Origin of the sequence: Abyssisolibacter fermentans, assembly GCF_001559865.1 — a bacterium.
Classification (GTDB): Bacteria; Bacillota; Clostridia; order Tissierellales; family MCWD3; genus Abyssisolibacter; species Abyssisolibacter fermentans.
Genome location: NZ_LOHE01000092.1, coordinates 1 through 16,548 on the forward strand (window position 1 = coordinate 1; position 16,548 = coordinate 16,548).

The following is a 16,548-nucleotide window of genomic DNA, read 5'->3' on the forward strand; positions in this document are numbered from 1 at the left end:
ATTTTTTCATCTTCATATAATCAAAAAAATATAGGCATCTCCGAGTAAAAAAAATGTCTTGTAAAGCTTCAACACAAAAACATTGAGCCATACTTTACTCAAAGGTTTACCCTAGCTATTTTAGCAATTTTTTTGAACTCTTATTAAAAAAGTTGAACTTTCTTATTATATAAAAAAGAACACTTTCTAAAAGTGTTCAATACTATCATCATAAAATACAATTCCATATTTATAAATATATCTAGGCATTTATTGATGAATTATATATCTCTATAATTCTATTAGCTACATTTTGTATATTATAATTTTCTAAACACCATTTTCTCCCCCATTCCCCCAGTTCTTTTCTCAAACCGGGATTGTCAATGAGATATTTAAGTTCTTTAACTACTTTATTATTACTGAATCCATACCTTGCTGCATGATCACCAAAATATTCTAACATCTGTCTTTCTTTTGTCTGAGAACAAACAAGTCCACTACATCCTTTATCCCCTAATCCTATAACTGGTTTTGAACATGCCATCGCTTCAATTGCAACTCTACCAGTACCAACTACAATATCAGCAATATTATAGTAATCTTTAACATTTAGCTTAAAACCTATTACACTGAGTAAATCTCTACCAAGATTACAATTCTTTTGATTTGCTTCATTTAAAATAGTCCATTTTTCATGTCCATCACCTATAATTATACCTTTAAAATTATTATATTCTTTACCTATTCCATAACAGCTCCTCAAAAAAACCTTCGCTGCAATGGCTTTATTCTTAGATAATCTACTGCAATATACTGCAACTATGGCATCTTCAGATATACCTAGTTCAATTCTTTTTCTATCATTAATTACAGTAAATTGATCATTATCAACTCCATTTGGAATTATTACTAATTTATTTTTTATATTGCCTCCAAATTTTCCTACTACCATATTTTTTACAGGTTTACTTACTGTTATTATTTTAGTAGCATCTATACATGTTGTCCATATAATTTCATCATTATAATAAAGACCATGGAGCGTTATTATATGAGGTATTTTGTAGTTTTTATAAATTTCTGCACCTATCTTCATACTTGCAAACAAATGACTGTGAACAATATTAATATTCTCTTTACAAATTAATTTATTTATTTCTCCAATTGACCCATATGATTTTTTTGTATTTAAATTATTATGGGTTATAGGAATATTAACTACTTTGATTCCATATTTGTCAAACATATATCTTAATGGACCTCCAGAAGTACCTACTACAACATGAATTCCTCTTTTATTTAATTCTTTTGCTAAACTCAATACATGTGTTTCAGTTCCACCTATATCTAAAGTATCTACCAAAAGCAATACCCTTATATTACTATAATCTTTATCAGAATTTATCTTAATATCGTGTAACCTTTTATTATCTCTTAGTTTTCTAGCTTCTAAAAAATCTTTGATTCCACTTTTATTTAAGCAATCTAAAATATATTTGTTATATTCATTATTATATTGTATGTGATAAGCATTGTTATGTCTTCTATATATATATAATTCTTTTTGTATTTTTTCTAAAGAAGAAATTTTTAAAAAATTTAAAAATAAATCAATTTGATCATTAAATTTATGACTATTACAATTTATATTAGCTTTTGTATATAATTCTCTTCTAAACATCACTGTTGGAAAAAAAACAGGAATAAAATCTGATATGATTGCTTTTTCAATTTCTAATTGATCTTTATAGGCATTTTGTATATTTTGTATACGCTCGCATAATTTATTGAATTTTTCGTCTTCACTAATACACTTTATTAAACAAGATACCATCAGCTTACTATTATCATTTTGTAAATAGCTAACTTGTTCAGCTATTCTGTTTTCAGTTGAAATATCGTCTGGATCATTTCTTACTATAAAATTTCCTTTTGAGTTTATAAATCCTATCTGAAATGCTTCACTCAATCCTACATTTGAGACAAGTTTTATTAGCTTTATCCTTGTATCATTAAATTTCTTAACTTCACTTAATGTGTTGTCATCAGATTTTGCATCTACAATTATTATCTCTATATTATTATAGGTTTGATTTATTATACTATTAATACACTCACCTATATATTTCTCACAATTATGAACAGGAATTATAATGCTAACTAAAGTATTCATATATACCACTCCTAAGTATTAAGCGAGTGTTTAGAGTTTATATCTTTTTATATTTCAATATATGTACAAACTAAAAAAATGTTTATAACAAGGCTATTACGAAGTAATTGCAGCACAACGTTTCAACAAGGCAAAGTATATGCACACCGCCTGTAAAATCTAATTAGTTACTTGCCTCTATAAAGTTAGCGAACATCTTGCACCTTTATTTAATTCCATGCATTAAATAAAGGGACTGTCTCAAAATATTTTTTGAGTAGTCCCTTTAGATTATTTTATATGAAACTTATTTCTTTTCAAAAACAGCTTCTAAAAAGCAATCATCACTTGGTTGTATGTATATGGTAGGTTCACTACCATTTATACTTCCCTTCCAACCTTTAAAAATAAAGTCCTCATTAGGAATTGCTTCCACTTTATTTTTAACACCAATAAAATAATTCCCTTCAAATTCACCATTTTTAATATTTACTTCGTAATCGTTAATTTTAATAGTTCCTCCATTACTATTATTTATTTTATAATTAATTTTGCAAGAGCCATTAATATTAAAATGATTACAAAAGTTTTTAAATAAAAATTTGGGTCTATTTGCAGCAAATTCTTTAAGTACGTTTACATTTTTCAGCCATCCTTCCATAGATTTGCCACAAGTGTTCCATCTATTGATATGTTCCTGTATCTCTGGTCTTACTAGTGCTTGATATTCATCAATTCTCTCTATCACATGCTCAGGTCTTAAATTTGTATTTAACATATCTGCCGTTCTAGCTAAAAAAGCATTTTTAAACTCATCATTTTTTAATAATGATCTAAACAGAAAAGTAGCCCATTCAGCATTTAAACCTGTTTTTTGACCTTCAACAGTCATATATTCTATCATATTATATCTATAATATTTAAATCCACCTTCAGTATCATACAATAGCCATCTCCATCTTCCATCATAACCATATGGACTATTAGGCTCATAAGTTTCAGTATTTTTTCTCCACAATTTTGAATTGTTTCCCGGCCAATCAAGATTAACCAAATATATTTCTAAAGCATAATAATTTATAAAATTGTCAATGTCAATTTTAGTTTTAATATTATCATAAACTTCTTTCTGTCTAATATCATGCGATTTTATATAATTTAGTATATCTAAAAAATGCTTTTTATCGTTTGGCTGTCCATGCAAAGTAGCATATCTATTTTCTAGTATAACAAATTCCTCGGGGTTCATATCATAATGCGAAGCTATATAATACTCATCTTGTCTTTCTCTAAGATTATGAATCCCCCAATATTCACCATTAATAAATAGTATAACTGGTCTATATGCTTGTACATCAAGTTTAATATCTTCCATAAGACTATGCGTCATAGCATCCTCAAACATAGTTAAAACAACATCATGTCCTGAATTTCTTAATAAGAATCTCTTAAATGTATTTATACTCTCATCACTATTTTCTTTTTTTAACCCTGGAAACATTTCATAATTAATAATATTTTTTTCATCATATTCCTTTCGAGCATAGAACCTTAATGGTTTCATTGGATAACTTCTACTCCAACCACCATTTATTCTAGTTCCCATATTTAATGAAAATCCTTCAGTTCCATCAGGTTCAAACCATTCAATATGAACTGGTCTTTCCCACTCACGACCTCTTCTTGTATAATTGGCAAAGCTACCTCTACTTGGTTTAGCCCCTCTATTTCTACTTTTCCACCAAGCTCTTGACTTTCCTAATACATAAATTCCCTTATCATAGCTAAATAAATTATCTCTATCAGTTACTAATGATATAATTGGAAATGAATATTTATTCTTCATGTTTGGAGCTATAAAATAAGAATTTGTTATAATATCACTTACAGGAGTTTCATTTTCAAAAACACGAAATCTTATTACAGCTGCTTTAAAACTTTTTGTTAAAGGTTTCTTCCATTCTACTGATGTTGTACTTATCTTAGATAACACATCTTCTTCACTACTTCTATCATTCATCTTTATTGGTTTAGTATACAAGATTGAATTTGTTGTTGGCTCAGATCCGTCTAATGTATAATATAATCTATAGTTTTCATCATAATCAAAGCTTAATTCAAAACTATCCTCATAAAAACCACTTTTATGAGAAAGCTTTAAATATTTCCATTTACCATCTACTGCATATTTTACTCTAGTACCAGTTAATGAATTTTGATTTGTATCAATACCTTTTCTTATTTCATCTCCTCTTTTTATTAAGAGTTCTCTATTCTTTAGATCATCATCTTTAATATACTCATCAAATTGTTTATAAATTTTTTGCTGCAATTCAATAATATTATTTAAATAATTATCATCTTCAGCAACTTTAACTATCATATTTTTGTATTCATTTGAACTATTAATTAACTTCGATAAATTTATAGAAACATCATTTAGTTTATAAGAAACATTATCCATACATATATATGGCTCTAGTTTATTATCTTCACTGTTGTACAAGAAATATAGATTATTGAAATTATAATTATCCTTGCCATTAAACATTTTGTGTATCACAATATATTTACTTAACATTTTTGTATAAAAAAATTCTAAAGAACTTAGCATTTCATTATCAACAGTATATCTTAAATTCCTTATATATTCAGTTTCACTGTTTAAAGAAACAAAATATCCTATTTCATCATTACGAACTAATTCATAAACCTTTTTTTCCATTATGTAAGTACCCATATCTACTTCATTAAAAAACAATTCTTTTATTTCTAAATCTGATGACTTTATATTACTTAGTTTTGAAACCTGTACAAACGCAAATTTTTTAATATTAGTTTCGTTAATTTTATATAATTTGTAAACTTCATCATCTATTCTAATTTCAAATGGTGCATTTTCATCTTTGCTATTACGTATATCAATTATTGTATAGTCTGAATCTTTCTTCATTTTTACACTTCTCCAAAACATATTACCATTATTACTATTTAATGAAATTAGGTCATCAGAGGATATCTTTAAATCAATTTTATTTATTTCACTATTAACTGAATATAAGTCCATTACTTGCACAGACTCGTTATAATTTTTAAATTCAAAATATATAAATGTAACACATATTAATACAAATAAATATAAAACAGTTTTTTTTAAAAAGTACTCCTTTTTAAACATTCTATTCACCTACTAACCTACGATTTCACCTTCATGAGAAACAATATTAATTGTAAGCGAGTTATCTAAAGAATTAACAGCTTTAATTAAATCATTTTCTTTATTTTGTTTTAATTTAATTTCAAAAATAATTTCGTTGAACATAGGACTTATATTTCTCATTTTTAATTTATACTTTAAACAATTATGCTTTAAAATTTCCTCTATATTTCTTTCTTCAATATTGCTTCCTTTAATTATAAATAAATACGAAGAATTATCTGTTTTACTATATGATAATACTAATATAATTATTGCTATAACTATTGACCCAACTACTGCTATCATGTAAGATCCTGTACCAGCTGATAACCCTACTGCTATCCCCCAAAATAAAAATCCTATGTCTTTTGGATCTTTAACTGCTGCTCTAAATCTTATAATTGACAGTGCACCTACCATACCTAATGATAAAGCTAAGTTACTACCTATAACCATCATTACCATCGCTGTAACAACAGAAACTAGTACTATTGTTACGTTAAAACTCTTTGAATACATTACTCCATCATATGTCTTTTCATAAACTAAATAAATAAACATTGCTATAACTAATGTTATAACCATATTTAATACTACTTGTCTAACTGTTAAACCTCTACTAGTAGAATTAATAAATTCAATTAAATTCATTATTTATTCCTCCTTAAAAAATATTTCTACTTAAACAATATTTGCTAATTGCGCATTTATCGCCATTTATATTTGAAAGCATGTCTTTAATCCAATCAGGAAGAAATCTATTATATTTTACTTCCATAACCATAGTATGCTGCTTGAAAATTGGAATTGTATTAAGTTTATCATCAAAAATATTAAAATCAGTAATTGTAGTTCTAATATCCTTATCAAAAGTTATTCTAATATCTTGAACAGGACAGGTATATGCTTCTCTTTTATAATCTACAATAACTTTAGGCTGATAGAATTCTTTATTCATAAAATAGTAAACTCTATTTGCGGTCTTATTGTTATATTTTAACAGAACTTCCTTGTTACCTTTTATGAGATCAATTGCATCCTGTCTGCCTATTGTAACACTTTCTTTAAGCATATATTGATCGAATTTATTTTTTATCTCTAGCTTTACTTTTTCTTGAGCTATATCATAAATCCTAAGCCTAATTTTCTTCCTATTTTGACTTCCTACTACTTTATCAAAATAATCCCTATCGTACATACTATCAAAATATAAACTTCTAATCCAGTACTCATTGTTACTGCCTGAATTTTTATCTAAACTCAAAGTTTTACTCAATAATTTACTTAAATGCATATATCCATGATTGTCAATATAAAACTTTATCTCATTTCTATATACTCTATTATATATTTGTTTATCATTCTTCATCATTCTTCATCCACCACTATTCTAACACCGTCTATATTACTAAAACCTTTATACTTCCAGGCTTGTCCTTCTTTTACAAATTCATATTTAAAATACTCTGTACCTGTATTAAAATACTTTTCTACTATAACATAAGCAGTTCTTTCTTCATTTGTCTCATTAATAACCGGTTTTGAAACTATATATTTTTGATATATAATGCCAGTCTTTCTTTTTCTAGTCATGAATTTTTCTAATTCATATATTTGTTTTTTACTAATATCAAAATTCTTCTTTCCATCAATACTTAGCATAGTATTTAATATATCATGATATACAGAAATACTTATTTTAGATTCGTATAAAAGATAATCTAGCATATTAATTATATTTACACTATTAAGAATCTGATTATTATTATCTTCTATATATAAATCATATAAATCTCTGCAATCCTCAAGCACCTTTGTGCCTTTTTTATCTAAATAGTTATATTCAAACTGCTTGCTAAAATCATATTCTTTATATAATAGCTTATCATTAATAATCCAGACTACTATTAACAACATAATTAAGCTAATCAAAAACAGCTTTTTATTTTTCATTCTTTCACCTCTTAATGTTTAACACTTTCTGCCTTAAGCCAGTTCAATCTATTATTCATCCAATTTTCAATGTCCTCTATTTCTTTAGTAGTTGAATTTATGTTAGATAATACACTACTATAATATCTCTTCCATCTTAAATAATTCCTAATACGGGCTGAATCAATTATCTTTTGATACTCATTTATTTTATTAGATATAAAATCCTTCCTTTTATCATCTAAAGTAACTTGTTTAACTCTGATCCAAAACTCATTATTAAATTCTGGTATATTCATACATCTATTAAAAAGTCTATTTGTAACCCAACTTTGAGCATGTATTTTATTATAATTATTATCTAAACCAAAAGCTTTGCGGTATTCATTAGGAATAAATTTGAATTTCTGATTTTCTCCTTTTTCCTTCCACAAATATTGATTTTGTACTGATTCACTAGCAGCTCCAATCATTTGTGAAATTACACATGCTTCTATGTATTGTTTTTTATCAATTAGATTAAATATATTTTTATTAAATTCTTCATCACTAGCTGTAGCTACAAATTTAATTAATTCTTCTAGTTTACTCCATCTTTCACCAAATTCATTTATTCGAGGTATTTTTTGTTTATAACCACTATGCCAACCTAATATTGGATCATCATCCTTATTCATAGGTTGCAATCCTTTTGGAAAATCTTCGTATTTTTTATCATGTAAATTTAACAATGTATTATTTGAGGTGAAATCTGCATTTACATCTGTTGCTTTAAATAATAAAGCGTTATTATCTTCATCATCTTTATCATAATCATCAAGCTTTAAAAAATCTTCGTCAATTTTAGGTGACATAACATAAAGACCAGCATACTCACCATTTATTAATACTTCAACAAACTGTGATTTTTGCTCATATTGTTTATTAATACTTTGCATAATGTCTAACATTAATTTCTTTCTTATCAGAGACTCATCACTATCTATACCATCCAATATAATTTCGCGAACATCTTCTAATTCATCTATATTGTATCCATTGTTAAGTTTGATAGAATAATTTTTCTTTGGCTGATTTTCATCCTCATAGATTTCAATTCCACCAGTTAAACTTTGCAATTTTCCACCAGATTGCATATAAATCATTTTACATGAATTTTTATTTTTTGAATCTATTGGCTGTAACTTTCCATGTTTTTCTGTATTAATATATAATAAATTAGCTTGTCCAGTTGTAATAAAAATATCATAAGGAATTTGATTACCATCTATTGTAATTTCACCTTGATAAATATATTTATTAAAATTATAATTTGTATTGTTTTTTAATATAACTTTTTGTTTTTGATAATCCCTTATAAAAACATCTTTATTAGTATTAAGCTCATATTTAATGTTATTAATTACTTTTGTTCCCTTTGGTAAATTTACAAATATTATTTTGTCTTTTTCATTTATATATGCTTCTTTATTACCAATATATAATTTCTTAAGATAAGCTTTATTATTAATTATACCTGTTGAATTTGCAAATCCATTATTAGAAAAATCATCTAAATTTACATTCAAATTATTCACATAAGTCTCAATCTCATCATTATGCTTAATTATGTAAGCTTCTAAATTGATTAAATTATTATCATATGTACAATTTATCATACTACTATCCATTATTGGGTATATTTTCATATTATTAATGTCAAATAAAAATACTGATTCTTCCTTTATTCCAATATCAGAATCTAGTATATAATTTACTGCACCCATATTTTTGATATATTCATCATCTAAGTACTCTTTATTTTTAGATTCGGATAAAATATCCTTGCACAATTGTTTAATATTTTGCTCGATGCTATTATTACATAATACATCAATACTATAATTTTGATCATTTTTAATCTTAACTATTGCAGCATTTTTAAAGTTATTTTCTTCTAAGAACTTTTTATCATAACACTGGCTCAATAAGAAATATCCTTTATCATTTCCATTAATACCAATTCTTGCAAGCTCCATACTAGGCACTATTAATCCAAACTTTTTAGCTAAATAATTTAATTTAATTGATTTGTCAATAATGTCATTACTGTATGCTAAAGCATTAATTTTATTTGATTTTGTAAACATATTGTCATCTTTAAATATTAATTCAAACGATATTCTTTCTTCTTCTGTAAAATTACTCAATAAATAATCTTTTATTTTATCTATTTTAACTTCATAGATATCATTATCAATATTTAATTTGACCTTTCTTTTTTTATTATTTGATGTAACACTTGAATTGTACGTATTTAAAACTTCTATGTCTTTCATAGAAAATGTAAAATTAAATTCATGTGGATCATATAAATTTAAATCAATATTATCGTTATGCATTTTTTTAAATAAAAAACATATTACAATCAAAAAAGCACAAGCAACAGCTAATGCTATTTTATGGTATTTCTTCATTTCAAAACCTCCACGCTTACAGGTATAATCTTCTAAAACATTATACCACACTTTATACAGCAATAAAATACTTAAAAATATAGGTATGATTTTTCTTTTCACGGGTAAACTAGATTAATAGATATCCCTGATTATTCATTTAATTCCGATAATATGCTGTATAACTGCAGAAATCTAAAATCATGATTTTATGTCAATCGCTTAAGCATTTGAAAAATGAGGTTGTACTTTGCAGCTTATTCAGTCGAAGAATGAGGTTTGTTAATAAATAAAATTTAATTTTCTATGAATAATCTGGGATCATATAAGGAGGATTACACATGAATGTAAATGAAATGCCATTGGCAAGTATTGATGAAAAAGATTTAGAGCAAATCAAAAAATTAGAAAAGACTTTAGAAGATAAATATATCCTTTTAGCATTTAAAAAAGAAATTTAAACTGATAGCCATGATGATAAAAGAATTAAAACAATCTTAAATCATTATGGCTATCAGCTTGTTTTATAAGCAAAGAATCTTGGTATGGCTTCATGAGGCTTTTTGTAAATTCAAAATTTGTATCTTTATTAGATAACCATTCTTCTTCAAATTCTTCATTTATTATCACCGGCATTCGTCCATGAATATCTTCAATAGGTTTACTGGGTGAAGTTGTTAAAATTGTGAAAACAGTGTAGGTTTGATTTTTGTTATCTTTATATGAAATATATATCCCTGCTAACGAAAAAATATTTTTATTAGCTATTTTTATTTCATATTTAACAGAAGTCTTGTGCTCTTTTTTCCATTCGTAAAAAGCAGTAACTGGTATCAGACATCTTCTTTTATTAAAAGAATCTTTAAACATTGATTTCTGATAAACAGTTTCACTTCTAGCATTTATTATTGGTCTATTATTATACGGATTTATAAAACCCCATTTCATATTTTTCAAAAAATTTTGCTTATCTCGAACTACTACTATGGAAGTATCATTAGGAAATATTTCTCCATATTTAAACTCTTTTTCAACATCCTCTTGTATTTTGTATCTTTTTAATAACTCTTCAAGCGTTGCTCCCATTAAGAACCTACCACACATAAAATCATCCTCTTTCTATGTTATAACAATTGAAACTCCTACTCACTTCGTTCCTAGGAGCAAGGATTCACAAAAAACGGAAGCAATTACGAGTAATTGTAACACACCGTTTCAACAAGGCAGAATATAGCACTCCGCCTGTTTAATCTAATTAGTTACTTGCCACTATAGAGGTGACGAACATCTTACGCCTTGTTTTATTATATAATACTATAGTATAGAAAGAAACTATATTATTTATAATAATAATAGTATTAATAAAATTTGATGATTAATATACAATAACCATAGTAGTTGTTCATATAGCTATAAATAATCTAGGTTTAAATTAGTACTTTACTTAAAAACTCTTTAGTTCTTGGATGTGAAGGATTTGCAAATAACTCCCCAGGTGTATTTTCCTCTATAATTTCTCCTTCGTCCATGAATATTACTCTTGAACCTACTTCTTTTGCGAAGCCCATTTCATGAGTTACTACAATCATTGTCATTCCTTCTGATGCTAATTCTTTCATTACATCTAGTACTTCACCAACCATTTCGGGATCTAGTGCTGAAGTTGGTTCATCAAACAATAAAACATCCGGTTCCATAGCTAATGCTCTAGCTATAGCTATTCTTTGTTTCTGCCCTCCTGAAAGCTGTTTAGGATAGCTACTAGCTTTTTCAGAAAGACCAACTCTTTTTAGTAAGCTTCTAGCTTTTTTTTCAGCTAAAGCTTTATCCTCTCCTTTTACTTTAATAGGTGCTATCGTTATATTTTCTAATACAGTCATATGTGGGAAAAGATTAAACTGTTGAAATACCATACCCATTTTTTGTCTTGTTATATTAATTTTATCATTATTCTCAATTTTATTCCCTTCAAAAATAATTTCACCTGAAGTAGGTTCTTCAAGCAAATTTAAACACCTTAAGAATGTGCTTTTACCTGAACCACTAGGTCCTATGACCACAACAACTTCTCCCTTTTTTATGTTTTGATAAACATCTTTTAAAACATGGTTTTCACCAAACTTTTTATTTAATTTATTAACAACTATCACCTGTATCTAACCTCCTTTCAATTATTGACATGAATTTCGATAGTGTAAATGTTAGTAAAAAATATGCGAATGCTACTACTAATAGTGGTTCAAAGGGTTTAAATATATTACCTCTAATAGTTTCAGCGTTATACATTAAATCATGAATACCAATCATAGACACTATTGCTGATTCTTTTATTAATGCTATAAATTCATTTCCTAAAGCTGGTAAAATATTTTTAACAGCTTGTGGTAAAACAATGTATCTCATAGACATTTTGTAGTCCATACCTAAAGAACTTGAAGCTTCCATTTGACCTTTATCCACAGCCTGTATACCCGCTCTAACTATTTCCGCAACATATGCTCCACTATTAATTGATAAAGCTACTATAGCTGCTATAAAATCTCCATAGTCTCTTCCAATAACTGGTATATGTGAAAAATCTATTCCTATCTGAGGTAAACCATAATATACAATGAAAAGCTGAACCAATACTGGTGTACCTCTAATAAATTCAACATAAATAGTTGCTATTGATTTGCAAATCTTATTTTTTGAAATTTTTAATAAAGCAATACAAATACCAATAATTATTCCAAATAAAATTGTAAATAAAGATAATAAAATTGTTATCTTAGCTCCATTTAAAAAAAACTTATAATACTGTGAAAGAAAACTAAAATCCATATAATAACCTCCTTGATTTATTGGTTTAAATTGTTAAAGTTCGTTTGCTAAGTAGCAACATTTTTGTGCGTAAAATCACAGAAAACAAAATATTCAATACGAATTTATAGATAATCATATATAATCCCAGAATATTCATAGTAAATTGTATACTCTACTACATCCTTCTGATTATAAGCTACCCATTAATTTCTTGACATACCAACTCAGTATGCCTTCAAATCACTCGAATTTTCTAATTCAAATTTATTCAGCACATATGGGGAGTTATATGAATAATCAGGGATAATTTTATATTCTATACTTTTCTATTGATTAATGAAATTAGAGTAAGCTATTAACACTAAATTAAATAAAACTCCCGTCTCATAATAAAGAGACGAGAGTTATCCCGTGTTACCACTCTAATTGACATAATTATGTCCACTCATGATTTATAACGGTTTTGCCGTATCTTCCTACCTAAGGCACATTTAAAAACAAACTAGTCATCTTACTCTTCTTTTTGATTATTTTCGTTGTTACTCAATCACTTACTTACAGTAAGCATGTTCGTGATTGAGTGCCTAGAAAATAATCAAAATTACTTCGCAACTTAACTTATTTATTTTTTCATATGCCTAATTTCAAAAGATCTCCTCCAAAGTGCGCTTCGATTAAGTACTGTTATCAGACTCCCACCAACTCTGACTCGCTTAAACAATCACAAAATCTACTCTCTTTTTCTTAGGATTTAAACCCAGATTACTTTATGAATAATCAAGATTAAATATTTTATTTTATATTTTATGATTATAAACTGTTAAGAGAATAATGTCAAGAAATAATTAATATAAATTTATTTTATTGTTTAAATATGCACGTATTATCAAACTATAATATTTGATTATTAATCCAATCTAAGATATCATCATAAACTTCTTGCTTATTAATTTCATTCAAAATCTCATGTCTTGCATCTTTATAAATTTTATACTTCAAATTATTTTTTCCTGTTTTTTTATAAATATTATAAGAATCTATTACACCTTTAGAATTTTTACCAACCGGATCTTTTCCTCCAGCAATAAAAAATATTGGCAAATTCCGAGGGATTTTTTTGAGATTTTCAGGCTTATTTAGTTTTTTTACTCCAGTTAACATATCTAAAAAGAAACCTACTGTAAATATTTGACCGCATAGCTGATCATTGATATACTTATCCACTTCTTTTTCATCTCTACTTAACCAATCAAATTTAGTCCTATTTGGTTTGAATTTTTTATTAAATCCCCCAAATGACATTGAGTCCATAAACTTGCTCTTATGTCTTTTTCCTCTAAACATTATTTCCAGTTTAGATGCCAATATTCCAAAATTCATCAATATAGAGCTATTATTTCCTGTGCCAGATAATATTACTCCATCTACTGTTGTCCCATACATATACATGTATGTTCTTGATAAAAATGAGCCCATGCTATGTCCTAATAGTATAACAGGAATATCAGGGTTTTCTTCATGTATTATATCATTTAAAACCTTCATATCTTTGACAACTTTATTCCAACCATCTGTTTCAGCAAAAAAACCAATTTCTCCTGCATTTAAAGCATTTTTACCATGTCCTCTATGATTATTACCATATACAATAAATCCATTATTAACCATGAACTGCGCAAAATCAGAATATCTTTCAATGTGCTCAGCCATACCATGAGAAATTTGAATGATTGCCTTTGGTTTAGTTAAGTTTGATTCGTTCCATTTTACCCAATTAATTCCTAAATCACTATATATAACCTTCAAAATATTCCCCCCAATTAGGTATCTCTATTCTTCTATATGATATCAATTTTACCATATTTGTGTTGTTAATTAAAGCATTTACAACTTTCTGGAATTTATCGAAAATAATATCTAAGCCTTGATTATGATTATTCATATGACTCACCATAGTATACTGTTTATTATGTAAAATAAAATATGATTACTTAATTGGTATGCTCAACCATTTATTTAACATCTTTAATCTGAAGGAATACTTATTAATGAATCTCCTATTCCGCTTTTTTGTAGGAATAAGCGATTCACATAAAATCATAGCTATTAGTTCACTGTTCATAATTTTCTATGTATGAACCTGAGTAAGCACTAAAATTTTATAATAAGATAAAAAACATTATAAAAATAGCATATTTGGTATAATAAAATTAAACCCAGATTATTCATAGAAAATTAAATACTTTTTTTTTAATGAAGCTCATTCTACGAATGAGTAAGCGATTCACATAAAAGCACAGATTTTAGTTCTCTGCTTATGTTTATAAGATATCCATTAAATTCTTGACATACCAACTCGGTATGCCTTCGAATTCACTGAAATCTTCTAATTCAGAAACTTACAGTATATTATTCAAAGTTATATGAATAATCAGGGTTAAATTTTAAGGGACTAACTCAAAAATAATATTGAGCTAGTCCCTCATAAAATGTCATTAATTTTATAGTCTTAATAATTACTATTTGATTGATGTCCTTGAGCTATTGCTACTGAAGCACTCGCTCCTATTCTAGTAGCACCTGCTTCAATCATGGCTATTGCAGTTTCATAACTTCTTACTCCACCAGAAGCTTTTACTCCAATATCCTTTCCAACTGTTTCTCTCATAAGTTTTATATCTTCAACAGTTGCTCCTCCTGTACTAAAACCAGTTGAGGTTTTAACAAAATCAGCACGAGCTTCTTTTGCTAACTTACAAGCTTCAATTTTTTCTTCGTCAGTAAGTAAACATGTTTCTATAATAACTTTAACTATCGCTTCACCTTTAGCTTTGACAACAGCTTCTATATCCTTTTTAACATAGTCATAATTTTTAGCTTTTAATGCACCTATATTTATAACCATATCAAGCTCATCTGCTCCATCTTTAACTGCTTGTGTAGCTTCAAAAGCTTTTACCTGTGGAGTTGTACTGCCAAGTGGAAAACCAATAACAGTAGTAACTTTTACACCACTTCCTTCAAGTTCTTTTTTAACAAGTTCAACATGACAAGGGTTAATACAAACAGAAGCAAAATTATATTTTTTTGCTTCTTCACATACTTTGATTACACTATCTACAGTTGCATCTGGTTTTAATAAAGTATGATCAATCATTGAAGCTATATTATTCATAGTAAAACCTCCACTATTTTATTAATTCTACTAAATCTCCATTTCTAACTCCTGCTGCATTACCTTCTTCTATATCTACATGCATTTCTAGAGCATATGCAGGATTTACTCTTACTAATACATTATCAAATACTAGTCCTCTAGGACCGCTAACTTTAATACTTACTCTTTGTTTATCTTCAACTCCATATTCTTTTGCATCATCTGTATGCATATGAATATGTCTAGCTGCTACAATTACACCTTGGTCTATAGTAACTTCACCTTTAGGACCAACTATCTTTGCTCCTGGACTACCAGCTAAGTCTCCAGAATCTTTAATTGGTGCTTTAACACCTAATTTAAAACCGTCTGCTAATGCTATCTCTATCTGTGTTTCTTTTCTTGCAGGTCCTAATACTCTTACACCAGCTAGTGTACCTTTTGGTCCTACGATATCTACTTTTTCTTCACAAGCAAATTGTCCTGGTTGAGACAAATCTTTCATTTTTGTTAATTCATATCCTTGACCAAAAAGTATTTCTACATGCTCCTGGCTTAAGTGAATATGTTTATTAGATAGAGCTATTGGTAATTGTGTTTTCATTATAATTCCTCCTATTTTTATCCCTAATTATTCATAATGAATGTAGCGTATTTAATTTTCTAAGAATAATTTGAGATTATGTATTATTTTAAATTTTATTGTATACATATTGTCTCCAATAACTTTGAAGTTTATAGTTTTTGATACAATATATCTAATACTCTGCATTAAATTATAAAGGTTTTTGTTTTAAAAATCAAATGATATTAGTATTTCTCTTGAAATTTAATTAACCCTATAAATATTATTAACAATAGAAATCAAATAATCCAATAAATTTTT

The 16,548-nt window shown here is 27.1% G+C and carries 13 protein-coding genes and 1 other annotated feature; all 13 genes read right to left on the reverse strand.

Going from position 1 to position 16,548, the window contains the following annotated elements; genetic code table 11:
- Positions 1–241: 241 nt before the first annotated feature.
- The gene (locus AYC61_RS18335; protein ID WP_066506480.1) at positions 242–2,155 is read right to left on the reverse strand and encodes a glycosyltransferase; all 1,914 of its coding nucleotides are present in this window, start codon (positions 2,153–2,155) and stop codon (positions 242–244) included.
- Positions 2,156–2,441: 286 nt separating this feature from the next.
- A complete protein-coding gene (locus AYC61_RS18340) occupies positions 2,442–5,312 on the reverse strand; it encodes a CotH kinase family protein (RefSeq protein ID WP_066506482.1) in 2,871 nt (956 codons plus the stop codon).
- Between the two features lie 12 nt (positions 5,313–5,324).
- On the reverse strand, positions 5,325–5,984 hold the full coding sequence (locus AYC61_RS18345) for a DUF4956 domain-containing protein (protein ID WP_066506484.1): 660 nt from the start codon (positions 5,982–5,984) through the stop codon (positions 5,325–5,327).
- A gap of 13 nt (positions 5,985–5,997) precedes the next feature.
- Positions 5,998–6,705: a polyphosphate polymerase domain-containing protein gene (locus AYC61_RS18350; RefSeq protein ID WP_066506487.1), complete on the reverse strand. Its 708-nt coding sequence runs from the start codon at positions 6,703–6,705 to the stop codon at positions 5,998–6,000.
- The gene (locus AYC61_RS18355; protein ID WP_066506490.1) at positions 6,702–7,286 is read right to left on the reverse strand and encodes a hypothetical protein; all 585 of its coding nucleotides are present in this window, start codon (positions 7,284–7,286) and stop codon (positions 6,702–6,704) included. Before AYC61_RS18355 ends, AYC61_RS18350 begins: the two co-directional genes overlap by 4 nt.
- An 11-nt stretch (positions 7,287–7,297) precedes the next feature.
- Entirely contained in the window at positions 7,298–9,721 is a 2,424-nt protein-coding gene (locus AYC61_RS18360; protein WP_066506493.1) for a CotH kinase family protein, read from the reverse strand.
- Positions 9,722–10,186: 465 nt separating this feature from the next.
- Entirely contained in the window at positions 10,187–10,804 is a 618-nt protein-coding gene (locus AYC61_RS18365) for an SOS response-associated peptidase (RefSeq protein ID WP_066506494.1), read from the reverse strand.
- 323 nt (positions 10,805–11,127) lie between these two features.
- Positions 11,128–11,850 carry an amino acid ABC transporter ATP-binding protein gene (locus tag AYC61_RS18370; RefSeq protein WP_066506495.1) on the reverse strand — a complete coding sequence of 241 codons (723 nt, stop codon included), beginning with the start codon at positions 11,848–11,850 and terminating at the stop codon, positions 11,128–11,130.
- Positions 11,837–12,523 carry an amino acid ABC transporter permease gene (locus AYC61_RS18375; protein WP_066506499.1) on the reverse strand — a complete coding sequence of 229 codons (687 nt, stop codon included), beginning with the start codon at positions 12,521–12,523 and terminating at the stop codon, positions 11,837–11,839. The genes AYC61_RS18370 and AYC61_RS18375 overlap by 14 nt, the downstream gene beginning before the upstream one ends.
- Before the next feature lie 372 nt (positions 12,524–12,895).
- Positions 12,896–13,260 (reverse strand) — a binding site (T-box leader).
- A gap of 136 nt (positions 13,261–13,396) precedes the next feature.
- Positions 13,397–14,311: an alpha/beta hydrolase gene (locus AYC61_RS18380; protein WP_202906875.1), complete on the reverse strand. Its 915-nt coding sequence runs from the start codon at positions 14,309–14,311 to the stop codon at positions 13,397–13,399.
- On the reverse strand, positions 14,295–14,447 hold the full coding sequence (locus AYC61_RS21455; protein WP_156456524.1) for a hypothetical protein: 153 nt from the start codon (positions 14,445–14,447) through the stop codon (positions 14,295–14,297). The genes AYC61_RS18380 and AYC61_RS21455 overlap by 17 nt, the downstream gene beginning before the upstream one ends.
- Before the next feature lie 567 nt (positions 14,448–15,014).
- Positions 15,015–15,680, reverse strand: a complete 666-nt coding sequence (deoC, locus tag AYC61_RS18385; RefSeq protein WP_066506503.1) for a deoxyribose-phosphate aldolase — start codon at positions 15,678–15,680, stop codon at positions 15,015–15,017.
- Between the two features lie 13 nt (positions 15,681–15,693).
- Positions 15,694–16,266 carry a phosphate propanoyltransferase gene (pduL, locus tag AYC61_RS18390; protein WP_066506506.1) on the reverse strand — a complete coding sequence of 191 codons (573 nt, stop codon included), beginning with the start codon at positions 16,264–16,266 and terminating at the stop codon, positions 15,694–15,696.
- Positions 16,267–16,548: the final 282 nt, after the last annotated feature.